A 21088-nucleotide genomic window follows, 5' to 3' on the forward strand; every position below is an offset into this window, starting at 1 on the left:
TACAGCAAAAAAGCCAATCGCATGTGATTGGCTTTTCCCCTTGTTATAAGATTGACTTTCTTTTACTGGATGGGGGAATCTGCAATTCTTCCCGGTACTTACTGATCGTCCTGCGTGAAATTGTCACTCCTTGCTCCTTTAAGAAAAAGTCGGCAATTTTTTGATCGGATAAAGGCTTTCGCTTATCTTCATCTGCCACGAGTGCTTTCAGCGCTGCTTTGACAGACGATTGCGAAACACTTTCTCCGTTTTGCGCTGCAAGCTTGGACGTAAATAATGAACGCATTTCAAAAGTTCCCGCTGGTGTTTGTATTACTTTATTCGACACCGCCCGACTGATTGTCGATTCATGCATTTCGATACTGTCTGCAATATCTTTTAATGTCATAGGCTGTAAAGCTTCACGGCCTTGCCGGAAAAATGTTTGCTGTTTTTCCAGAAGATCCGTGACGATACGGATCATCGTAGTGCGCCTCTGTTCTATACTCGTTAATAACCATTGCGCCTGTTTATGATAGCCTTGCAGGTAGTTAGAAAGTTCAGACTTCCCTTTCAGTGAAGATACATATTCCTTGCGCAGACTGATCTTTGGCAGTTCCTGATCATTCAGATGAAACGTCAGCTTGCCTTGTTTTTCTTCTACGATCACATCAGGAACCATAAATTCCGTCTTTGTATTTGCAAGCTCCGGGCATGGTCTGGGATTCAGCGTTAATAAAAAGTCATACAATTCCTTCACGTGAGGCATTGTGATATTCATCCCTCTCGCAATATCCTGCCATTTCCTGTCCGCCACAAGCGGTAAATAATCCGCAATGAACGTTTCAGCAAATTCAGGACAATCCTCGCTCTGCCTGGCCTGCAGCAGCAGACATTCCCGCAAATTGCGCGCACCGATGCCAGGGGGACCAATTTGCTGCAGCAATTCAATTCCTTTTTCCACTCCCGTAACTGACTGCATTTCTGCTGATAGATAGCCGTTGTCATCCAGGCTGTGAATCAGCCGCTTCAGAAATTGCTTCGTTTTCTCATCAGGAAAATTGACATTTATCTGTTGAATCAGCTGGTCACGTTTCCCCTCTTCATCCTGCTTCACCCATTCTTGTGAATCAGATTCTGAACTGGCATACGATCGGGTGATCCGTTCCTCAAATGAATGATCTAGTTTTGGCTCTGTTAATTCAATAAGAGGATTTTCCAGTTCCTGCTCCCGAATATATTGTTCCAAGTCATATGTGCATAATTGCAGCAACTCAATAGCCTGGCGAAGCTCTGTTGTCATGTGCAGACCCAACTCCTGCTTTTGCCGAAGGACCATCTCCATAGCAGTTCCCTCCTAACGTACATTACTTTTAAAGATAACAATTGGATGCGCTTTCATTTATATTCATCTATCATATCATGCTTTTCATCTGTTGATAAAATTTTTTAAAAAAACAGCAAGGAAGCCAGTGCCCCCTTGCTGCGTTCTATTCATTCCACCTGTTGCGTCCCTGTTTAATCCAAGAGGAAATAGTAACTGTACGCGCTCCCTGGTACCTTACCGCACTTTCTGCATCTTTAATCTGATGATGTTCTTTATCCACTGTTACGCTGGTTCCGTATGGGTTCCCGCCAGCTAAAAATATCGAAGGATCAGAATAACCCGGCGCTGCAATAATTGCACCCCAATGCATCATTGTCGTGTAAAGTGCCTTAATGGTCGATTCCTGACCGCCATGCGGATGATCAGCTGAGGACATTGCACTGACTACCTTATTAACCAGCTTGCCTTGTGACCAAACTTCTCCTGTCCCGTCTAGATATTGTTTCATCTCAGATGGAATATTTCCAAATCTTGACGGCACACTGAAAATGATTGCATCTGCCCACACTAGATCCTCGACCGTCGCTATAGGCACATCTTTCGCTTCTTCTCTATGCGCTTTCCAGGCTTCATTTTTGTCAATTACATCTTGTGATGCCAATTCCTCCACACGCAGCACTTTTACTTGCGCACCGGCCTGCTGACCGCTTTCCGCTGCCCATCTGGCGAGCTGATAATTCGTGCCTGTCGCACTATAATATATAACTGCTAAATTTACATTCGCCACCGACGGCTCCCTCCTTACATCTATTGAACAGCCAGCAACTATCCTCATTCGGTCAATAATTGACTGAATGAACCGCTAACTGTTTCTGGCCAAATAAAAATCATGCACTTTTTTTACCAATATAGTTTTCTATTCTACTGGAACTAGAGTCCGCTGGTTCCTTATTTCCCATTGGGGCGCTGTTTTATCCGTTGAACTTGCCCACTATTTATTACTTTACTAGTTGTTTTATGTATGCGTTCTCTTATAATTATATATTATTCATATTTCCTATTCCATGCTAAAATGGATATAACGAGTCAGAAAGCTGAGGTCCTTATCCAATATGAATAGTATTACGAAACGACTCATTCTATATATAACAGGATTATTTTTATTATCGTTAGGTGTCAGCTTTTCAATACAGGCAAACCTCGGCGTCTCCCCCGTATCATCTTTAGCATACGCGATTTCACTCACTTCAGGATTAACTATTGGGACTACCACTGTATTAGCAAATATTCTATTTGTTTTTATTCAGATTCTGTTGACAGAAAAACGTATTGGACTGCGTGAATTCATCGTTCAGCTGATAATCGTATTTCTATTTGGTGTTTTCATGGATCTGACACTGGCAATCGTTCAATTATTGTCTGCTCCTGAAACACTGCTGGGAAGATACATATACTTAGCAGTCAGTCTGTATGTTATTTCTGCCGGATTGCTGGCCTATTTCACCGCGAAATTACCATTAATGCCTTACGATGCCTTAACGTATGTTATTAGTGACCGATTCAAAATGAAATTTGGGAAAGCAAAGATCACCAGCGACTTGCTGAATGTAGTATTGGCAGGCATCATCTGTTTAGTATTTATCCATACGCTCGGAGCTATTGGAATCGGTACTCTATTGGCAGCGTATTTCATCGGAAAGATCCTTGGTTATGCCATGCCTCGTTTCCAGCCCGCGCTTCAGAGCTGGGTACTTACTAGCAAAAAGGATTTGACGGCAAAAGAAAAAGAATTGCCTGGGCCCCTGCACAAATGAACGTATAGTACAAAAGGAGATGTTCCGTAAGTCGAAGCAATACGGCTTCCAGGGCATCTCCTTTTGTGACTGGGAGTTATAAAGTTTAACGCTGCGGATGACTTCTGAAAAAGTTTAGGTTGATGAACGAATAAGGGCTGCCTTACCGCCCACTGTCCTACATGCTAATTATTTCTTATATACTAAACGAAACTTCTCACAAACGACCGGCATCGTGTCGTAAAAATCCCCGTTGATCTCTTTCAGCTCTTTCGTAAAAAATGCCTCATGGACTTCCCTCCAATAGCGAAGAGAGCGATCCCCTTCCCCTTCCAGGTATGCATGCTCTTCCGTCACTTCATTGAAAGGAACTACTTCCACCGATGTCGTTTCAACAATTGCTGCTGCTATGCCGTCACCATCGAGAATAATATTATGAAGACCCGGCTCGGGCAACGGTTCATTTTCCGCTTGATACAGGAGATAGTTCGATGCGGTTGCCGTTTTAACTCCTGCTGCCGTCAAATTCAACAAATTATCCGCCATCTCTTTTGAATCACCAAAAGACCATGCTTCGTAGCGGTCAGGGGCTTCGGGCTGAATTTCTTTATATTTTTCCCACATTTGAATGACCGATTTTCTGCTTACGTACTCTTTCCATGCAGTGATTCCGCCTTCCAGCACGACTGCATGATAATTACGGTCAGAAAGAATGGCTGCGCATCTGGCCGCAGAGTTTCCTGTCGTACACGTAATCACCATTTTTTTGTCGGCCGGTAATTCCGGCAGGCTTTGGCTGTGTTCTTCTTCTAGCTGAAATATGTTGGTTTTCGGCAAGTTCAACTCTTGGACAGCATCACCTTCAATATGAAAATGATTGTATTTATCTTCTGCACGCACATCCACCAGCAGAAAATCCTCCCGAGCTTCTATTTTCTTATATAATTCTTCCGGAGTAATTGTTGCAGCCATAGTTATTCATTCTCCTTATCTTTCAGTTGATGATTTCTATTATACCTTCACCAGACTGCTTTTTGGGAAAGTTACTGACAATTTATATTTCTGTGGTATATGTAAATAATTCATGTTATCAAAACAAAAAAGATAGGTATCCTCCAAGTATGTAAATTAGAGAACGTCCTATCTTTTATCAGTGTGTGTTATCCTGTCGAAAGTTATACATTATTTTTACTGAAATTTCGCCAGCATACTTCGACGGCATCATTTATGCATTCACTTGAGCAGGTTCATGCCATGGATAATTGTTCGTTAATACCGTAGCCAAATCTTTACTTTGCTGCTTTCTCATTTTACGGATTTCAGCCCGCTGCGGTGCGGTTTCATGCAAATATTTTTCCTCTTCTGTTACAGGGATAACACGGGGAACGGTTAAAGGCTTTTTATCTTTATCCAGTGCCACAAACGTTAACAATGAAGTCGCCGCAATTTTACATTCGCCGGTAGCCAAATCTTCCGCAATGACTTTCACGAATATTTCCATGGAAGATGTCCCGGTCCAAGTCACATACGACTCAAAGCATACTGAATCGGAAGGACGGATCGGATACAGAAAGTCAACAGAATCCATAGATGCCGTGACACAATCTGCTCTGCTGTGCCGAGCTGCAGAAATCGATGCAATTTGATCAATATCGCTCATTAAACGTCCGCCAAACAATGTGTTATGATTGTTAACGTCGTTCGGAAACACCCTGCTCGTACGTACGACCCTTGATTCCCGACACTGCTTTTCTAGTTTCATTGTAAATGAAGCCTCCTCTGGATTGTGCAGCAAATTACTTTATAAGTAATTTGAAAAATTAAAATATTCCTTTTTTGTATATCATCTAAATATACACCTCGTTCACACAACTGTCAAGAATAGACTTCCATTTACATTTCTTCTATTGATATTACTTGCTTTCTTGAAGCATTGGCAGATCCTTTTCTTCCAACAGACCTGTTTCCAGCAGACCTTTCATAATTCCATCCTCAGCGCATGATGCTGTAATAAAATCAGCAATTTCTTTTAACTCAGGAATTGCATTATCCATTGCAATACCAGTGCCAACGGTCTTAATCATTTCCATATCATTTTCACCATCGCCGAATGCGTAGCTGTTTTCGACAGGGATCTGTAAGTATTCGAGCATCTTTTGAATACCTATTGCTTTTGAGGCGCCATTAGGCAGCATATCGACTGAGCATTCATCCCACCGAATAAATGTATAGTCTTTAAATACATTCATATACTCTTCCATTTCGTTAGGACTGGAATAGATCTGCACCTGATTAACATCGGAATGAACGTATACTTGCGGGTCTACTGGCGGATAAGGTATTTTCAAACGAGATGTTCCTCCTTGTACGAACGGATGCGCATCGGCATTTGTTACGAACGATTCAAACGTGGCATACGTTAAACCATGCCCGTTTTTATGGGCAAGCTCTGTAAGCTGATGCAGGATTTCACGCTCAATAGGATTCGAATAGATTTCTTTCCCTTCCAGTACAGCATGCTGTCCGTTCATAGATATATAGGAGTCGAACGATAACTCCTCCAGCAGCCATTGAAACATTAGCGGTGCCCTGCCTGTGCAAATGACAGTATAAATTCCTTTATCTTGCAATGCTTTAAGCGATTGCTTTGTCGATTCTAAAATTGTTTTATCATGATTCATTAACGTTCCGTCCAAATCAAAAAACACAATTTTTTTATCCGAATTCATTTTCGTTTCCCCTTCCTTCTATTCGTTTACTTTCAATTTTCTCTTTCTGATCTATCCGTACATCGTCTTGCTGACGCTGCATGCCAGGCGGCTATATACCATGTAGTCTACCAATTCATTTGGTAAATTGCTGTGAAATTGCTTAAAGCACGCTGATTTACCAATGCAGGGCACAGAGTCAATTTCGGACTCAAGATTGAGGAGGAAGAAAACATGAAGGGATAGTCTGGAGCAGGAAATCCAGTGAACTGGAGCTTTCTAGAAATAGTTAGGCACTATTATAGTATAGTTATACAAAGGGGGAATACAGTATGCAATCTGATCAATACATTCGCCGTATCCGTTTGAAACGTGATTCTGTTCCATCTTTTATTGACTATCCGTTTCATTTGCCTAGTATATGCACTTTAGAAGAGTTAGAACTTCATCCAAATGTTACTTTCTTTGTAGGCGAAAATGGTACAGGGAAGTCTACACTGCTCGAAGCTATCGCAGTGGCAGCAGGTTTCAATCCTGAAGGCGGTTCTCTGCATTTCAACTTTTCTACGTATGATTCACATTCTATATTGGACGAATACATCACTCTCATCAAAGGCGTGATTCGCCCCGCTGACGGTTTCTTTCTTCGTGCCGAAACGTTCTATAACCTGGCAACGACGATTGAGGAGTTGGACAGTTCACCAGGTCCGAGCCCCCGTATTATAGACGGTTTTGGCGGGAAATCATTGCATGAACAGTCACACGGCGAATCCTTTTGGTCGACATTCATTCATCGCTTTAGAGGTAACGGAATCTATTTATTGGATGAACCGGAGTCTGCACTATCTCCCATGCGTCAACTTTCTATGTTGAGCAGGATTCATGACTTGGTTGGCAAAGGTTCACAGTTCATTATTGCAACACACTCACCGCTGCTCCTATCCTACCCTGACGCGAAGATTATCGAATTTACAAATGAAGGTGCACAGGAAGCGACAATAGAAGAGACAAGCCATTACCAAATTATGAAGCAGTTTTTTGATGATAAAGATCGAATGCTGCATTATCTGCTGAAATAAATTCAGACGATAAAAAGCGATTATTTCCTCGGAAATAATCGCTTTTTGACTTTATTCTTTTCCGTTTTTATTCTGCACTTCTCGCCTTGCTTCTTTCTTTATTTCTTCCACTTGCTCTTCAGCTGCCTTCGCTGCATCGTTTGCGATCTTGGATGAACTCCTATCTTGGCCATGTTCAGGTGTATCTGCATAACTTTTTGTCATTTCACACACTCCTGTCTGAATTTGTAACTTTATTATTCCCCAGTTACTCAAAATAAAAACACACATTTTAGAATACCTGATTTTTCATGCTACAATGAGGGAAGAATCTAAGAAAGGTGGACTCCTTTGTGCGCAAGAAATTGTCTATCTATATACTCATGCTGGTGATCGGCTTCACTCTTTTATTTTTAGCTATTTTTCTCGATCTGCCTGAAAAAGTCATGTGGGCACTTTTGGCGATTGCTGTCATATTAAATCTAACAAGCGCTATTGCTGCAATGCGTATCGGCTTACGAGAAATGAAACCTGGAAAAAGATAAGTCTGTTTGAAACCGAAAGAAGAACAGCAAGTCAGAGCCGCCAATGCAAAAGAGTAAAGTAAAAATTCGTTTAGGAACTGAACGTAACTGGTAATTGAGTCCGGCGTTTAAGAGCATAATAAAAAGAATGTCCCGAAGTTACGAACTTCAAGGGCCATTCTTTTTTACTAAGAATTATTTTCAAGAATTTCTGTTCAGAGTCAGCAATCGTAAACGCACTGTCTAATGATCACACGAATGCTTCCTATCTTATCAGGCTAACATTCGCTTCCGGACATACGACTTGAATCCATCCGCCGAATACACATCCCGCTTCGGTATAATATACGCACTTACCGTACTCGTGTACACGTAAAAATACTCCGCATCTTCTCTCAGCTGCTTTATTCCCGTCCACTGCACAGCTGTTTCGCCTACAGAAGTCTTATCCGTAATTCCCGGCTTGTTCATCTTCATCAGATGCTCTCCGACTAATCCTTCATTCTTGCCTTCTTTCAGCATCTTACGTACCTGCCGGGTAATATGAAAATAAAAATACTTCGGATAGAAGATCACCCACAATACCGCTGTGATTCCAAATGCAGCAAACAATGGCCCTTTTGGCATCTCCGTAAATACAGATAGGAAGTATGCAAACAGCAAAAATATTAATGGGGATATGTATCGTTGCCACTGCAACGAGTTTTTCCCGACTTTAGAATGTTTCACATGATACAAATTGAACGCAACTACATCTTCTTCCGTTAATTTATACTGAATCTCCATAGGATCCTCCTGCCAAGTGCGCGGTGTCATTTAATAGCAGACAGCTTTTCTTTTCTGCGTCTATTACAGTCAGCGATGTATTATCAATTGTTACGGCATATTGTGAATCCTCCATCAGCGCAGCTATAATCCGTTTGATGAAGCTCCCATGGCTGACAATCAGCAGACGCTGATCAGGATTTTCGCTAATTTTTTCATTTACAAATTCAAGTCCTCTGGCAATCACGCTTTCTGCCGTTTCAAATTTCAAATCCAGCTCCCGCCACTTTGGCCCCCATTTCTGCAGCCGCTCCTGTTCTGTCGTTCCTTCAATCAATCCGCCGCTTCTTTCGCGCAGGCGGTCATCTTCGACAACAGGTACGCCGGATTGTTCCGCAAGTAAATCCGCTGTCTGCCTGGCGCGTATCATTGGGCTGGTGAAGATAATATCCCACTTTTCTTCGGCCAGACGCTCCGCCAATTTCCGGGCGGTTTCTACACCTTCTTCATCCAGCGGTATATTCGAGCTTCCCTGTGCGCGGCCTTCTTTGTTCCAAGTCGTCACGCCGTGTCGAATAAAGCCAATAATGGTCAATGAAATCTCCCCCTATATATTCGGTCTGAATGCCGGCGTCCTTTTAATCCACAAGTAATTCAGTGCTACCCCAAGCAGCAGGACGAATGCTCCGAAGTAGAACGGATAATCCACATCAATGTCAAATAATGCTCCCCCTATAACAGGTCCGAAAACATTACCGATACTTGTGAACATCGAGTTCATTCCGCCTACAAATCCCTGTTCATTTCCCGCGATTTTGGACAGATAGGAAGTGGCAGCAGGACGGATGAGGTCAAACCCTACGAAAATAATCATCGTTACCGCAAGCACAGCGAAATAACTTTGCACGAATGTTGCCAGGAACACGAGAAATGCAGAAAATATCAGGCAGAATAAAATCAGTCTCTTTTCACCAATTGTTCTCGCAAGTTTATCAAAAAGCAGCACTTGTGCAACGGCTCCGACCAGTCCGCTTCCTGTAATGATGATGGCGATATCTTTTGGTGTGAAGCCAAATTTATGGTCAACAAACAAACTGAAAATCGATTCAAACGAAGCCAAACCAAAAGATAAAATAAGAATAATAATAAACACAATAAAATAATGCGGAGCAAAGATACGCTTTAATCCAGGCTTACTTTCGTCCTCCGTCACCGCTTCCTGATAGCGGTCAGGCTCCCGCAGGACAATGAAGGAAAAGACGGCTGCAAATAAAGCGAGTCCGCCCGCAAAAAAGAACGGGACCCGCGTGCCAAAGCCTGCTAAGAAACCGCCTATTCCCGGGCCGAGAATAAACCCTGTAGAAATAGCCGCCGACATGAAGCCTAATGCTTTGGAACGCGTTTCCATTGTAGTGATATCTGCAATAAACGCAGTCACAGCCGGCATGATGAATGCCGCACTGATGCCGCCTAAAATACGGGATGCAAAAAGAACAGGTAATGTTTGTCCAATCCCGAACAGGAACTCGGATGAACTGAAAATCACCAGGCCGGCTACAATCATTTTCTTTCGGCCGAAAGTGTCAACCCACCTTCCTGAAATAGGAGAAGCGAGCAGCTGGGCCATGGCAAAAATCGCAACCATATAGCCCACTACCGTACCGGTTATATGTAATTCGTTCATTAATCTCGGCATGACAGGAATAACCAGTCCAATTCCTAAAAAAGCAATCAGTAAATTGGTCAACAGCAGCCCTAACGTAATAGATTCCTTTTTCATGTACTCTCTCCTACGTTCTTTCTAAGTTGATATTGGAACATCATAGCAAGCACGGAAGGAAGTTACAAGAAGTAAAGACGTGTGTTATTCATGTTTTACCACTTCAAATTCAAAAAATGTTCAATAAGCTGCCGTCGTGCAATTTCAGCGACCGGCCAGCACTGAATTTCAGTTACAATTTGATCACGCGTGACAAATCCTTTGACAAATCCATTCAGTCTGGCAGCAAAAGTGGAATTTCTCATAGACTGTTCAGTTGGATAGAGTGATTGTAATTGTTCGAGTATTTTTGGGTAGCGTTTTATATAATACTTTTGATGGCGTTCCTCAGCTAACGTAAAGTGAGCCAATGGTGTGATTTCTGTTTCAATTATTTCACCGAGTTCTTTTTCCATCTCCGCCTTCACCAGTTCAATAGTCCGTTTTTGCTGTTCGTTATGATAGCGCAGCGAGGATACATACTGCTGTCCCTTATATTGATCGCGATTTGGATAATGATTGCGCCAAAAATGAAGCAGTATTTCCTGAAAGCTGCTTATTGCCGGATCAAAATCAATTTCCACTGTTTCTGTATGATCAGCCATCGTTCTATACGTCGGATTTTCCGTTGTTCCTCCTGCGTAGCCTGTTCGAGTTCGTATGACAGCCGGCAGACTGCCAAACCGGGCTTCTGGACCCCAGAAACAGCCCATACCAAACGTCGCGGTTTCGAGCTGTCTATTGGAGATTAATTCTTTCTCTGCTTCAATGACAGTAAACAAGCTGATTCACTCCTTTGCTTAGTTCTACTATACCAAAAAATGACGGTAAAAAAACAGAGTCCATTTGGCTGGGACTCTGCATAAAATATATGATGACTTTTAATGTTTTTTCCATTCTTCCTTCAACTTGCTGTACACAATTAAATCATGATAGTGATCATACAGGAATTCTCCGTCACGGATGACCCCTTCTTTATGGAAACCTAAACGTTCAGGTATAGCGAAACTTTTCCTATTACCTGCCCCGCATCTGATTTCGACACGGTGTACATTATATTCATCAAACGCATAGTCAAGCAGTGAAGATACTGCGGCTGTCATAATGCCCTTTCCCTCATACGCTTCCGCAAGCCAATAGCCGATGCTCGTTTGTTTATTTACATAGTTCACCGAATGAAATCCGGCCATGCCGGCTAACTCGCCCTTATAAAGAACCCCTGCCTGAAATCCATCTTCCTCAGCAAATTGCCGCAGCCACGCAGTAATAATCGGACCGTACTGATCTGCACTTTTTATTGAATCGACCCACGGCAGCCATTCCCGCAGATGCCCCCGTGATTGATCGACCAAAGCAAACAGCTCTCCTGCATCTTTTTGGCTCATTAATTTCAAAGATATATCATCTGTTACATGATGTACAAACATAGTTAAGCTCCTTTCGTCATATACCTGCTGGACATACAAATTCCCTGAATAGCTATATGATTATGCCAAGTAATTAGAGATAGCCATAATACTAATAAGCAGTCTGCTTCAATATACTCGGAGCGGCTCACTATTATTTCTGGTCCACCTCATTCATCGCGAATATCTAAACCCATCATTGCCGCAAATTGCACGGCTTGAACCGAAGACACAATGCATCCGTCCAAATCTTCCATCGATATGGTCATATGTTCAAATTCTGACGTTCTTAGCTCCACACCTTTCAGCGGTGTTTCATCAAAACTGCATGACTCTAAGTTACATTCTGCAAAATAAGTATGTTTTAATTTACAGTCGAAGAAGTCCGCATCTTTCAACTGACACGTTTCAAACCATACCCTCTCCCACTTTGCATGGACAAAGGCTGACAGATTGCATATACATTCTTCAAACAGAACGCCCGTGAACCGCGCTTCTGTAAAGTTTACACCGAGCATTTTACAATTGTGAAAACTGGCGCGGTGAATACTGATCCCTGTCAAGTCCGCATTGGAAAAATCACAGTTCTCAAACCGTACGTCCGTTAGAAATAATCCGGGTAACACCGAACCTTGAAAGCTGGTGTTCTTAATGTGCGCAGCTGTAAAATGAGCACGCTCAATGGTCTGTCCATCCAGTCTGGAATCTATAACGCTGGCGTTCAGTACATAAGGATCCTCTTCATGCATTGCATCCTGCAATTGTACAGATGTCAATTGTTCTGGTATTCGGGGCTGATTACGTTTCATTTTACCGACTCCTTATTCTAAGTTCTGTTACAGGACTTACAATTATGTACATGGTATTATTGCGAAAAGGGGTGACGATTATGGAAATCAATGATCAAGCACGAAAACAGCTTCTGGCTCAGGTTGAACATCTGTCCGATGAAGATATTAACCGGAAACCAGCCGAAGACAGATGGTCCGTTAAACAGATTTTGCAGCACCTTTGCCTCATGGAAGGCGGGGTAACGAAAATTATACAGACCCGGCTCGCCTCCAATGAGCAAAATCTGGCCACAGATAAACCGATTCAACTCGCTGTTCAACGCTCCACCAAAGTAGAGGCACCCGATTTCGTAACACCCACCGGGGACTTTTCCGCGCTTGAGGAATTGAAAGCGCAATTATCAGCCACCCACTCTGCATTACATGTGTTGGCAGAGAACACGCCTGCTGAACATTTGGAAGTGAAATCTCATCCGCATCCTGTTTTCGGCGAGATGAATCTCAAACAATGGATTCCTTTTGTAGGGTATCATGAATTGCGTCATATTGAACAAATTAAAGAAGTGAAAGAACAACTTGGTATTTGATAAAGACCTCTGCTGCAACTTTATATTGCGGCAGAGGTCTTTTCTGATTGCTAGTGAATATGCTGAAGTGCCTGCTGTATGCTGGCGAAAGTTTTCAGCACTTCTGCCGGATCCTTTACTGCTGCCAGTTTTCGTGCAAGCTGCGGTGACACACCTGTAATGTAGAGCTGACTGCCCATTAAATCCAGTACTTGCTGAATTTCCAGCAACCGGTCAATCGATGTGCCTTCCTCCCAATATAGCCCCGTAATATCTAGAAGTACATGATCCACTTCCCGGGAATGTACGAAGTCGCTCAGTTTCATGATTAAAAGATTAAAGCGTTCCTCATTCATTTGACCAATTAATGAAACGGCAGCGAGATTGTCATAAATCATCATGATCGGCAGCATGAGCTGTTCGATTTCATTGTCTTTACTATGTAATTCTTCTATCTGTCTGTATTGCACCGAGACGTCTGTCTGCGTACCAATGAAATAGTCTTTGCCTTCGATCACAACCGGACGGATACTGAGACGGTTCCAAAACATTGTCCCGTCTTTTTTATAATTCTTCAGTACGACTGTAATTGGCACTCTCTCTGAAATTGCTCTTCTGATTTTCATCACACTGGACGGATCCGTATCTGCACCTTGAAGAAATCTGCAGTTGCGGCCAAGCGCTTCTTCTTGCGTGTATCCCGTCATAGTTTCAAAAGTTTTATTAGTATAGATTATAGGATTGTCTTCAAGGGAGACGTCGGTAACCAGCGCCGAAACCCGGCTGCCGTCAATTAACGCTTCCATCAGCTGTCTTTGTACTGTATCCGGTAAGTTTCTAATTCTCTACACATCCCATCCATATCAAATACTTGTTATTGTTTTATCGTAGCATATGCTTTTGCGTTTTGTATAATAAATTTGAATAGTTCGCCGAATTTCTTTTTAAAATAAACAGACTGGGACAAAATATAAAAAAAGCGTAAAGTTTATTCCTTTACGCTTTTTTATGTCTATTTTTTATTAAATACTTTGCAAAGCATTTGAGTGGACCGGAGCGGAAAAAGGCCGACTCCTGCGGGATTTAGCGCGAATGTTGAGACCCCGCAGGAGCGCCAGCGACGAGGAGGCTCAAGCGCGCCCCGCGGAAAGCGTGCCTTTTGGAGCGCAGGGGAACGGACTTTTTTTAGTTTTGTCCCAGCCTCCTCCGTTTTATATACGTGCAGCCTGCATCGCTTTGAATTCTTTTTCCGAACATAACACAAAATGTTCAGGAGCAACCTCGCGGAATTCTACTTTTTCATCCGGCCCATATTGATGGTCTTTCGGATTATACGGTCTGCGTACACGTGAACGCTCATAAATAGGATCCGGCAGCGGAATTGCTGACAGCAAAGATTTTGTATAAGCATGCATTGGATTTCGGTATAATTCATCTGCCGGGGCCATCTCCACCAGTTTACCAAAATACATTACACCGATCCGGTCAGAAATGTATTTCACCATCGACAAATCGTGTGCGATAAATAAATACGTCAAACCTTTTTCTTCCTGAAGCTCCTTCAGCAAGTTCACAACTTGCGCTTGAATGGAAACGTCCAATGCAGAAATGGGTTCATCTGCGATGATGAATTCAGGGTCAACAGCCAATGCACGGGCAATTCCGATGCGCTGGCGCTGGCCGCCTGAAAATTCATGGGGATAACGCTCAGCATGTTCACGGTTTAATCCAACGGTTTCGAGCAACTCAATGACACGTTGTTTCCGCTCTTTCTTGCCTTTCACCAGACCGTGTATATCCAGTCCTTCTGCTATAATATCCAGCACTTTCATCCGTGGATTCAAAGAGGCATAAGGATCTTGAAAGATCATTTGCATCTTCCGGTTCAAGGCGTGATTTTCTTGTTTGCTTTTCGGTGCGTGAACATCTACTCCGTCATAGAGAACCTGTCCTGCCGTTGCATCATACAGTCGAATCATAGTACGGCCTGTTGTAGACTTGCCGCATCCCGACTCTCCCACCAGGCCAAATGTTTCGCCGCGCTTGATTGTAAAGCTGATATCATCAATTGCACGGACTTCAGATGCTTTTCCTGCATTAAAGTATTGTTTCAGATTTCGCACTTCAATTAATTGGTCTGTCATTACACAGTACCTCCAGTCTGATCGACATAGTATCGACTGCCAGGGAATGTTTTCATCCGCTCAATAATCACCGCAGGCGGTTCAACTTGCGGCGCCTGTTCGTGCAATAACCACGTCGCTGCATAATGCGTGTCACTCACCTTGAAGAATGGCGGCTGACGCTCCATATCAATTTTCATTGCATACTCACTGCGCAGTGCGAATGCATCCCCTTTTGGCGGATTCAATAAGTCAGGCGGCGTCCCCGGAATTGCATACAGCTTTTGATCCGCCAAATCCATGGACGGCATTGAGCTAAGCAATCCCCATGTATAAGGATGCTGCGGATTATAGAAGATTTCATCAACTGTGCCGATCTCCACAATTCTGCCGCCATACATCACTGCCACACGGTCTGCAACGTTTGCTACAACGCCCAGATCATGTGTGATGAAGATGATAGATGTATCAATTTTGCTTTGAATTTCTTTCATTAATTCTAATATTTGCGCTTGAATGGTTACATCAAGTGCCGTCGTCGGCTCATCAGCTATCAGTATTTTCGGGTTGCATGCGAGCGCAATTGCGATAACGATACGCTGACGCTGACCGCCTGAAAACTGGTGAGGGTACATTTTATAGCGATTTTCAGCATTCGGAATACCCACGAGATTCAATAATTCAATCGTTTTTTCCTTAGCCTGTGATTTATTTAGCTTCTGGTGTTTTAAAATCGGCTCCATGATCTGTTTGCCGATCGTCATCGTAGGATTTAATGACGTCATCGGATCCTGGAAAATCATTGATATATCTTTTCCGCGTATTTTCTGCATATCCTTTTCAGGAATTTTCGTTAAATCTTTTCCTTCAAATATGATTTCGCCGTTTTTATATTCGGCACTTGACTCAGGAAGCAAGCGCATGATTGATTTTGTCGTTACCGATTTTCCTGATCCTGACTCTCCCACGATAGCGAGTGTTTCACCTGTAAGCAAATCAAAGTTCACTCCACGGATCGCTTTCACTTCACCTGCAAATGTATGGAAGGAAAGCTCGAGGTCTTTTACTTCTAAAATTTTTGTCAACTTGCTCTCCTCCTCTTAATCTTTCATCTTCGGATCTAACGCATCGCGCAGTCCGTCACCAATCAAGTTAAATGCAATCATTAAAATACTGATGACAAGCGCCGGGAACAGAAGGACATACGGCTGGTTCTCCATCACTTTATAGCCATCATTAATCAATGTACCTAACGATGCCGCCGGCGGCTGAAGCCCGATTCCAATAAAGCTTAAGAATGCTTCAAAGAAAATCGCGTTCGGAATTGTAAACATCGTATTGATGATGATAATACCAAGCATATTCGGCAATAAATGTCTGGTAATAATTTTTCCATCCTTAGCTCCAAGTGTGCGTGAAGCAAGAACGAATTCCTGGGATTTATATTTCAATGTTTGGGCACGGACAATCCGTGACATTCCAATCCAGCCGGTTATGGTGATCGCGACAATGATTGCAGCTATACCCGGATCCATAATCATGATCATTAAGATGACAACAATCAAAGTCGGTATGCCGATTAGTATTTCAACGATCCGCTGCATAATGTCATCGGTGCGGCCGCCGAAGTATCCTGAAATCCCGCCGTATGCAACACCGATGACCATATCAATTGCCGCTGCAACAAATGCGATAAACAGGGATACACGAGTACCTTCCCAGAGCCGTGTAAATAAATCGCGGCCGAGACCATCTGTACCGAACCAATAATATTCATCGACCTTTTTCATTTCATACAAGTTTACTTTTTTACCTGCGAGTTTACCTTCTCCATCAAAGAAACCTGTCGCTTCAATCCCCGGAATTTTAGGAGGCAGGTTGGCATGGCGCAAGTTTTGCGCATCGCCGGCATGCCCAGTTAAATACGGACCAATTAATGCCATCAGCCCAATCAATAATAGTATGACCATACTGATGATCGCGGCTTTATTTTTACGAAGACCAAGCCATGTATCTTGCCAAAAGCTCAAACTTGGTTTTTCTATCCGTTCTGCTTTATCAGCGTCAATTGTGATTCGTTCAAAGTCTTCCTGCGTTATTTTCTTTTCTTCAAATTCGTTGCTCATTATCCCTTACCTCCCGCCACGCGGATACGCGGATCAATAATTCCGTATAAAATATCCACAATAAAAATAACTAAAATAAGGAAGGCAGAGAACAATAGCGTCGTACCCATAATTGTTGCATGATCATTCGTCATGATAGACGATACGAATTGTTCACCAATTCCCGGAATAGCAAAAATTTGTTCTACAACGAGCGAGCCTGTAACCAATCCGGCAGCCAATGGCCCGAGCACTGTGATTAATGGAATCAGCGCGTTTCGGAAAGCATGTTTAAAAGCGATTTCGAAACCGTTCGCTCCCTTTGCTTTAGCCAATATAATATAATCTGAATTTAATACTTCTATCATCTCAGTCCGTATGAAACGCGCGGATAGGGCTAGCGGCCCCATAGCGAGTGCAAGCGATGGCAGGACACTGGACTTCCAACCGTCATTCCACAAACCGACCGGTAACAGATGCCATTCAGAAGCAATCCAATACTGCAGTAATGACGCAAATACAAAGGACGGAATGGAAATACCGAGTATGGCAAAGAAGGTGCTTCCATAATCCCAGAATGTATTATGCTTCAATGCTGCAAGCATACCAAGCAGGATTCCGACAATCGTCCCGAAGACCATCGCTTGCGCTCCCAAGATTAAAGAAGGTTTCAATCTTGTAGCCAATAGATCGTTGACACTTTTCCCTTTAAATACAAAGGACGTTCCCAGATCACCTTTTGCCAAGTTCTTCATATAAATTGCGTATTGTACGGGCTTTGGTTTATCGATCCCGTACTTCTTTTCAACAATCGCTTTCTGTGTATCATTTAATTTGTTATAAGAAGCGATTGGTGAACCCGGCAATGTTTGCATGAGGAAAAAAGAGGCCGTTGCAATTAACATCAGCGTTATGAACATATATACTATACGTTTTCCAATATACTTAACCACGGTACGTTACACCTCCAAGAAAGTTTCTTTCTGTATATTCATTTAGCTATTCTACAATTTCCGACAAAATGCACCATTTGAAATATTTAAACTATTCGATGTTACTAAAAAGAGAGTATATGGAATATCAATTCCCATATACTCTCCCCTATGAAACTTACATACATACTTTGCTGCTATTATTTACCGGAGATGTATGCCCACTTGTATGAGTAGTCTGCTCCAAACGGATGATCTACTAAGCCTTTAAAGTATGGCTTGTGCAGGAAGATCAAACCACGCTGATAAATCGGTGCGATGGCAGCGTCTTCATCAAGAAGAATTTTCTCGGCTTTTGCAAATGCTTCATAACGCTCCTTAGGCTTAAGTGCCAGCTCGCCTTTGGAATCTTCAATCAATTTATCGTACTCAGGATTAGAGTAAGACATTAAGTTGTTTGTGCCATCTGTTACGAATAGATCCAAGAATGAAATCGGGTCTTGGAAATCCGGTCCCCAGCCTGATACTTGAATATCATAGTCTTGGTTACCATCTAAGTCAAGACGTACAGAGAACGGCACTTCTTTCAATGAAATTGAAAGACCTTCTAAATTTGTTTCTAATTGAGATTTGAAGTACTCGTCCATTTTCTTAGAAAGCTCAGTGTCTCCACCCAGAATTTCTAATTTAAGAGAGTCAACACCCAATTCTTCTAAACCTTTTTTCCAGTGTTCTTGTGCTTCTTCCACATTATACTCCAAGTGGTCTCCGCTCAGCTCACGGAAATCTTTTTCATCTTCATCAAATGCAAAGTTTGTTGGAACTAGGAAGTTCGCAGGCAATGAACCGTTAGCCAGTACTACATCAGCCATGTCATTTTTCTCGAACGCTTTAGCAATTGCTTTACGGATATTTTCGTTCGCAAGTGGTGTTTTTTCTCCACCGCGCTCTTGGTTAAACTTGAAGTAGAATACAGACGTTTCCGGCTGAATTACTGCTTCCGCGTCATCACGATACTGCATAGCCAAGTCGCCGGAAACTCCTGCACGATCTAGCTTGCCATCCTGATAAAGCTTTACTGCAGTTGCAGAATCTTTTACAACGTTTACATGAATTTCATCAAGCTTTACGTTTTCTGCATCCCAGTAATGTTCGTTCTTAACATACGTCCAGCTGTCACCAGTACCATCCCATTTTGTTAAAACGAATGGACCGTTTGACAGAAGATTTTCTGAATTTGTTGCGTATGCATCAGCTTTAGAAGTTACGAACTCTTCTTTCAGCGGGTAGAATGTTCCAAATGACATCAGTGACAAGAAGTAAGGTACCGGACGCTCCAGTGTTACTTCAAACGTTTTTTCGTCTACAGCCTTAACTCCAAGCTCAGACACTTCCATTTTTTCTTCAGAGATAGCTGTCGCATTTTTTACTACGCCAGACATCATGAATGGTCCGTATGGTGAACCTGTAGCCGGGTCGATTGCACGCTGCCAAGCATAAACGAAATCGTCAGCTGTAACAGGTGTTTCATCAGACCACATTGCATCGCGAAGTTTGAATGTATAAGTCAGTCCATCCTCACTTACTTCTGCTTCTTCAGCAGCCATTGCAGGTTCAGCAATATTTTCCTGGTTTAAACGGTATAAACCTTCATTGATATTGTTCAATACGTTGAAGCCAACCTGATCTTCTACGATTGATGAGTCAACAGATGGAATAGCAGCAGATTCAGCCAAGTATAGTACTTGCTCAGCGTCAGGTTCTCCGTCTTCGTCTTTCGGATGCTGTTTTTCTTCAGTTGCCTCTTCGTTGTCCTTGTCATCTCCGTCCGCTGCCGGCTTATCTTCATTTTTGGATCCGCCGCATGCAGCCAAGAACATACTTAGCACTAACGTGAGTGCCATAAGTAAAAGCCACTTCTTATTCTTCAAATTGTTGACCTCCCCTTTTGTTTTTGAAGTACTAGCTTTTTAATTATACAAGAAAAACATATAAATGTAAACGCTAACAACATAATTATCTTAATTTTAAACTATTGATGAAGATTCTACACAATTTGACCCGTTTCTTGTATGATATACAGTAGTTGCTTACACTATTAATGAAAAGAAGGATTTCAATGAACCGTAATGTTATTATATTTCTTATATCTCAATTGATGATTATTATCGCAGCATATTCAGTATACGGCCGGATCTCACTGCTCGGCTATATTAACACTTCATTTTTCGTCAGTGGTTTTCTGCTCTTTATCGGCGGTGCAGTATTCATTATCCGTACGGGTTCTTTCGACTTTTTCATGAAAAGTACACGGAAAGTATTTGCGCCTAAAGGGCAGAGAGAAGTGCTCGATTCCATGCGTGCTCCCAGTGAAGCAATGTCAGCGAATCCGGCATGGTTTTTTATAGCCGGCTTGCCTGCTTTTGTTCTAATGATTGTTGCGCTTGTGGTGTATTATATACAGCAATAAGTAAGGATTTTTTGAACAAATATACTGAATGGAATAATCGTCTTAACTCCCTGACGGATATATGTACTGAATGTTCACCAAACGCTTTCATTTTTCTCTTATTATTTTCTAAAAACTATTACATACATAAGAGATATGTTTTACCGATGTTCTCAATATTAAAACGCAGCGTTCCTTTACAGGAGCGCTGCGTTATTTCCATTATTTACGGTCTTCTACTTTCAGTTTGCCGCCATCATTAAACGTAATCTTGACTTCGAACTTTGTATAGTTCGCATCCAGATTAAAGACTTTCAGCACCTGATCAATTGCCTCTTCATTTGTACTGTCTTTCGTCAGACTTAGCTGTTTCACTTTTGGATATATGTCGTCAAATGCTTCCTGCCCTTTCAAATGCACGTTATTTACTTCGTCCTCTACTTTCGCTTTTACAGGCTCATTTTCATCTTGTTCAATTTCTGCTTCGTATTCGATGTCCTTGTCATATGAAACCTCTACTTCAATTTCTTTAAATGAAAGCTGCTTCATATCTGCTTCCATATTGCCTGCCGCAGAATCTGCTGATCCTTCCGTTTCGCCTTCACCCATAGAATTTTGCGTTGTCTCATCAGTGGCAGGTTCTAATGGCTGTTCCACAGGCGCTGATGCTGCATCTTTGTTTTCTGTTCCCGTGTCTTTTGCGGCGTCCGTCCCGCATGCCGCCAGACTGAGTGCCATGACAGAAATTCCGGTCAGTAATGCTCGTTTCATTATAAATTCCTCCTGTATATTGTATTCCTTAT

General features: G+C 42.4%; 24 protein-coding genes. 5 read left to right on the forward strand and 19 right to left on the reverse strand.

The window, feature by feature from the left end:
• Positions 1 to 43 precede the first annotated feature (43 nt).
• Entirely contained in the window at positions 44 to 1324 is a 1281-nt protein-coding gene (gene rpoN, locus SporoP37_RS06690; RefSeq protein ID WP_085430564.1) for an RNA polymerase factor sigma-54, read from the reverse strand.
• 145 nt (positions 1325 to 1469) lie between these two features.
• Positions 1470 to 2093: an NAD(P)H:quinone oxidoreductase gene (wrbA, locus tag SporoP37_RS06695; RefSeq protein WP_085430565.1), complete on the reverse strand. Its 624-nt coding sequence runs from the start codon at positions 2091 to 2093 to the stop codon at positions 1470 to 1472.
• 325 nt (positions 2094 to 2418) lie between these two features.
• Between wrbA and SporoP37_RS06700 the strand changes: the two genes are divergently transcribed.
• Positions 2419 to 3120 carry a YczE/YyaS/YitT family protein gene (locus SporoP37_RS06700; RefSeq protein ID WP_081242927.1) on the forward strand — a complete coding sequence of 234 codons (702 nt, stop codon included), beginning with the start codon at positions 2419 to 2421 and terminating at the stop codon, positions 3118 to 3120.
• A gap of 168 nt (positions 3121 to 3288) precedes the next feature.
• On the opposite strand, the gene SporoP37_RS17685 is transcribed toward SporoP37_RS06700, so the two are convergent.
• The 3 genes from SporoP37_RS17685 to SporoP37_RS06715 all read right to left on the reverse strand — a co-directional run bounded on the left by SporoP37_RS17685 (position 3289) and on the right by SporoP37_RS06715 (position 5828).
• Positions 3289 to 4071 carry an ASCH domain-containing protein gene (locus SporoP37_RS17685; protein WP_081242928.1) on the reverse strand — a complete coding sequence of 261 codons (783 nt, stop codon included), beginning with the start codon at positions 4069 to 4071 and terminating at the stop codon, positions 3289 to 3291.
• A gap of 253 nt (positions 4072 to 4324) precedes the next feature.
• On the reverse strand, positions 4325 to 4861 hold the full coding sequence (locus SporoP37_RS06710; protein WP_085430566.1) for an acyl-CoA thioesterase: 537 nt from the start codon (positions 4859 to 4861) through the stop codon (positions 4325 to 4327).
• A gap of 151 nt (positions 4862 to 5012) precedes the next feature.
• Entirely contained in the window at positions 5013 to 5828 is an 816-nt protein-coding gene (locus tag SporoP37_RS06715) for a Cof-type HAD-IIB family hydrolase (protein ID WP_085430567.1), read from the reverse strand.
• A 311-nt stretch (positions 5829 to 6139) separates the two neighbouring features.
• Here SporoP37_RS06715 and SporoP37_RS06720 point away from each other — a divergent pair, with 311 nt between their 5' ends.
• Positions 6140 to 6886 carry an AAA family ATPase gene (locus SporoP37_RS06720; protein WP_081242931.1) on the forward strand — a complete coding sequence of 249 codons (747 nt, stop codon included), beginning with the start codon at positions 6140 to 6142 and terminating at the stop codon, positions 6884 to 6886.
• A gap of 51 nt (positions 6887 to 6937) precedes the next feature.
• Here SporoP37_RS06720 and SporoP37_RS16905 read toward each other — a convergent pair whose 3' ends face one another.
• Positions 6938 to 7090, reverse strand: coding sequence for a hypothetical protein (locus SporoP37_RS16905; RefSeq protein ID WP_157118622.1), 153 nt, complete (start codon positions 7088 to 7090; stop codon positions 6938 to 6940).
• A 128-nt stretch (positions 7091 to 7218) separates the two neighbouring features.
• Between SporoP37_RS16905 and SporoP37_RS06725 the strand changes: the two genes are divergently transcribed.
• On the forward strand, positions 7219 to 7410 hold the full coding sequence (locus SporoP37_RS06725) for a hypothetical protein (RefSeq protein WP_085430568.1): 192 nt from the start codon (positions 7219 to 7221) through the stop codon (positions 7408 to 7410).
• Positions 7411 to 7662: 252 nt separating this feature from the next.
• Here the strand turns inward: SporoP37_RS06725 and SporoP37_RS06730 are convergent, their stop codons facing one another.
• The 6 genes from SporoP37_RS06730 to SporoP37_RS06755 all read right to left on the reverse strand — a co-directional run bounded on the left by SporoP37_RS06730 (position 7663) and on the right by SporoP37_RS06755 (position 12128).
• Positions 7663 to 8175: a YcxB family protein gene (locus tag SporoP37_RS06730; RefSeq protein WP_158233654.1), complete on the reverse strand. Its 513-nt coding sequence runs from the start codon at positions 8173 to 8175 to the stop codon at positions 7663 to 7665.
• Positions 8159 to 8749 carry a histidine phosphatase family protein gene (locus SporoP37_RS06735; protein ID WP_085430570.1) on the reverse strand — a complete coding sequence of 197 codons (591 nt, stop codon included), beginning with the start codon at positions 8747 to 8749 and terminating at the stop codon, positions 8159 to 8161. The genes SporoP37_RS06730 and SporoP37_RS06735 overlap by 17 nt, the downstream gene beginning before the upstream one ends.
• Positions 8750 to 8761: 12 nt before the next feature.
• The gene (locus SporoP37_RS06740; protein ID WP_085430571.1) at positions 8762 to 9934 is read right to left on the reverse strand and encodes an MFS transporter; all 1173 of its coding nucleotides are present in this window, start codon (positions 9932 to 9934) and stop codon (positions 8762 to 8764) included.
• Between the two features lie 95 nt (positions 9935 to 10029).
• Positions 10030 to 10695 carry a peptide-methionine (S)-S-oxide reductase MsrA gene (msrA, locus tag SporoP37_RS06745; protein ID WP_232329822.1) on the reverse strand — a complete coding sequence of 222 codons (666 nt, stop codon included), beginning with the start codon at positions 10693 to 10695 and terminating at the stop codon, positions 10030 to 10032.
• A 99-nt stretch (positions 10696 to 10794) separates the two neighbouring features.
• Positions 10795 to 11340: a GNAT family N-acetyltransferase gene (locus SporoP37_RS06750; RefSeq protein ID WP_085430572.1), complete on the reverse strand. Its 546-nt coding sequence runs from the start codon at positions 11338 to 11340 to the stop codon at positions 10795 to 10797.
• 149 nt (positions 11341 to 11489) lie between these two features.
• A complete protein-coding gene (locus tag SporoP37_RS06755) occupies positions 11490 to 12128 on the reverse strand; it encodes a pentapeptide repeat-containing protein (protein ID WP_085430573.1) in 639 nt (212 codons plus the stop codon).
• A 44-nt stretch (positions 12129 to 12172) separates the two neighbouring features.
• On the opposite strand from SporoP37_RS06755, the gene SporoP37_RS06760 reads away from it, so the two are divergent.
• Positions 12173 to 12697 carry a DinB family protein gene (locus SporoP37_RS06760; RefSeq protein ID WP_232329823.1) on the forward strand — a complete coding sequence of 175 codons (525 nt, stop codon included), beginning with the start codon at positions 12173 to 12175 and terminating at the stop codon, positions 12695 to 12697.
• A 50-nt stretch (positions 12698 to 12747) separates the two neighbouring features.
• On the opposite strand, the gene SporoP37_RS06765 is transcribed toward SporoP37_RS06760, so the two are convergent.
• The 6 genes from SporoP37_RS06765 to SporoP37_RS06790 form a co-directional block, all read right to left on the reverse strand.
• Positions 12748 to 13482 (reverse strand): YtvA family blue-light photoreceptor, encoded by a 735-nt coding sequence (locus SporoP37_RS06765; protein WP_081242939.1) that lies wholly within the window; start codon positions 13480 to 13482, stop codon positions 12748 to 12750.
• A gap of 405 nt (positions 13483 to 13887) precedes the next feature.
• Positions 13888 to 14820, reverse strand: a complete 933-nt coding sequence (locus SporoP37_RS06770; protein ID WP_085430575.1) for an ABC transporter ATP-binding protein — start codon at positions 14818 to 14820, stop codon at positions 13888 to 13890.
• The gene (locus SporoP37_RS06775) at positions 14820 to 15884 is read right to left on the reverse strand and encodes an ABC transporter ATP-binding protein (protein WP_081242941.1); all 1065 of its coding nucleotides are present in this window, start codon (positions 15882 to 15884) and stop codon (positions 14820 to 14822) included. The genes SporoP37_RS06770 and SporoP37_RS06775 overlap by 1 nt, the downstream gene beginning before the upstream one ends.
• A gap of 15 nt (positions 15885 to 15899) precedes the next feature.
• Positions 15900 to 16925, reverse strand: coding sequence for an oligopeptide ABC transporter permease (gene opp3C, locus SporoP37_RS06780; protein WP_085430576.1), 1026 nt, complete (start codon positions 16923 to 16925; stop codon positions 15900 to 15902).
• A complete protein-coding gene (gene opp3b / locus SporoP37_RS06785) occupies positions 16925 to 17857 on the reverse strand; it encodes an oligopeptide ABC transporter permease (RefSeq protein ID WP_081242943.1) in 933 nt (310 codons plus the stop codon). Before opp3b ends, opp3C begins: the two co-directional genes overlap by 1 nt.
• A gap of 179 nt (positions 17858 to 18036) precedes the next feature.
• On the reverse strand, positions 18037 to 19767 hold the full coding sequence (locus SporoP37_RS06790; protein WP_081242944.1) for a peptide ABC transporter substrate-binding protein: 1731 nt from the start codon (positions 19765 to 19767) through the stop codon (positions 18037 to 18039).
• A gap of 188 nt (positions 19768 to 19955) precedes the next feature.
• On the opposite strand from SporoP37_RS06790, the gene SporoP37_RS06795 reads away from it, so the two are divergent.
• A complete protein-coding gene (locus tag SporoP37_RS06795; protein ID WP_158233647.1) occupies positions 19956 to 20306 on the forward strand; it encodes a DUF3899 domain-containing protein in 351 nt (116 codons plus the stop codon).
• A gap of 201 nt (positions 20307 to 20507) precedes the next feature.
• On the opposite strand, the gene SporoP37_RS06800 is transcribed toward SporoP37_RS06795, so the two are convergent.
• Positions 20508 to 21056: a YusW family protein gene (locus SporoP37_RS06800; RefSeq protein ID WP_081242946.1), complete on the reverse strand. Its 549-nt coding sequence runs from the start codon at positions 21054 to 21056 to the stop codon at positions 20508 to 20510.
• Positions 21057 to 21088: the final 32 nt, after the last annotated feature.

Source organism: Sporosarcina sp. P37 (genome assembly GCF_002109365.1).
In the GTDB taxonomy this organism is placed as follows: domain Bacteria; phylum Bacillota; class Bacilli; order Bacillales_A; family Planococcaceae; genus Sporosarcina.

Bases quoted from the DNA above. Each gene is read 5' to 3' on its own strand.
- rpoN (WP_085430564.1), bottom strand. From the start codon at position 1,324: ATGGAGATGGTCCTTCGGCAAAAGCAGGAGTTGGGTCTGCACATGACA.
- SporoP37_RS06700 (WP_081242927.1), top strand. From the start codon at position 2,419: ATGAATAGTATTACGAAACGACTCATTCTATATATAACAGGATTATTT.
- SporoP37_RS17685 (WP_081242928.1), bottom strand. From the start codon at position 4,071: ATGGCTGCAACAATTACTCCGGAAGAATTATATAAGAAAATAGAAGCT.
- SporoP37_RS06710 (WP_085430566.1), bottom strand. From the start codon at position 4,861: ATGAAACTAGAAAAGCAGTGTCGGGAATCAAGGGTCGTACGTACGAGC.
- SporoP37_RS06715 (WP_085430567.1), bottom strand. From the start codon at position 5,828: ATGAATTCGGATAAAAAAATTGTGTTTTTTGATTTGGACGGAACGTTA.
- SporoP37_RS06720 (WP_081242931.1), top strand. From the start codon at position 6,140: ATGCAATCTGATCAATACATTCGCCGTATCCGTTTGAAACGTGATTCT.
- SporoP37_RS16905 (WP_157118622.1), bottom strand. From the start codon at position 7,090: ATGACAAAAAGTTATGCAGATACACCTGAACATGGCCAAGATAGGAGT.
- SporoP37_RS06730 (WP_158233654.1), bottom strand. From the start codon at position 8,175: ATGGAGATTCAGTATAAATTAACGGAAGAAGATGTAGTTGCGTTCAAT.
- SporoP37_RS06740 (WP_085430571.1), bottom strand. From the start codon at position 9,934: ATGAAAAAGGAATCTATTACGTTAGGGCTGCTGTTGACCAATTTACTG.
- SporoP37_RS06750 (WP_085430572.1), bottom strand. From the start codon at position 11,340: ATGTTTGTACATCATGTAACAGATGATATATCTTTGAAATTAATGAGC.
- SporoP37_RS06755 (WP_085430573.1), bottom strand. From the start codon at position 12,128: ATGAAACGTAATCAGCCCCGAATACCAGAACAATTGACATCTGTACAA.
- SporoP37_RS06760 (WP_232329823.1), top strand. From the start codon at position 12,173: ATGTACATGGTATTATTGCGAAAAGGGGTGACGATTATGGAAATCAAT.
- SporoP37_RS06765 (WP_081242939.1), bottom strand. From the start codon at position 13,482: ATGGAAGCGTTAATTGACGGCAGCCGGGTTTCGGCGCTGGTTACCGAC.
- SporoP37_RS06770 (WP_085430575.1), bottom strand. From the start codon at position 14,820: ATGACAGACCAATTAATTGAAGTGCGAAATCTGAAACAATACTTTAAT.
- opp3C (WP_085430576.1), bottom strand. From the start codon at position 16,925: ATGAGCAACGAATTTGAAGAAAAGAAAATAACGCAGGAAGACTTTGAA.
- SporoP37_RS06795 (WP_158233647.1), top strand. From the start codon at position 19,956: ATGAACCGTAATGTTATTATATTTCTTATATCTCAATTGATGATTATT.
- SporoP37_RS06800 (WP_081242946.1), bottom strand. From the start codon at position 21,056: ATGAAACGAGCATTACTGACCGGAATTTCTGTCATGGCACTCAGTCTG.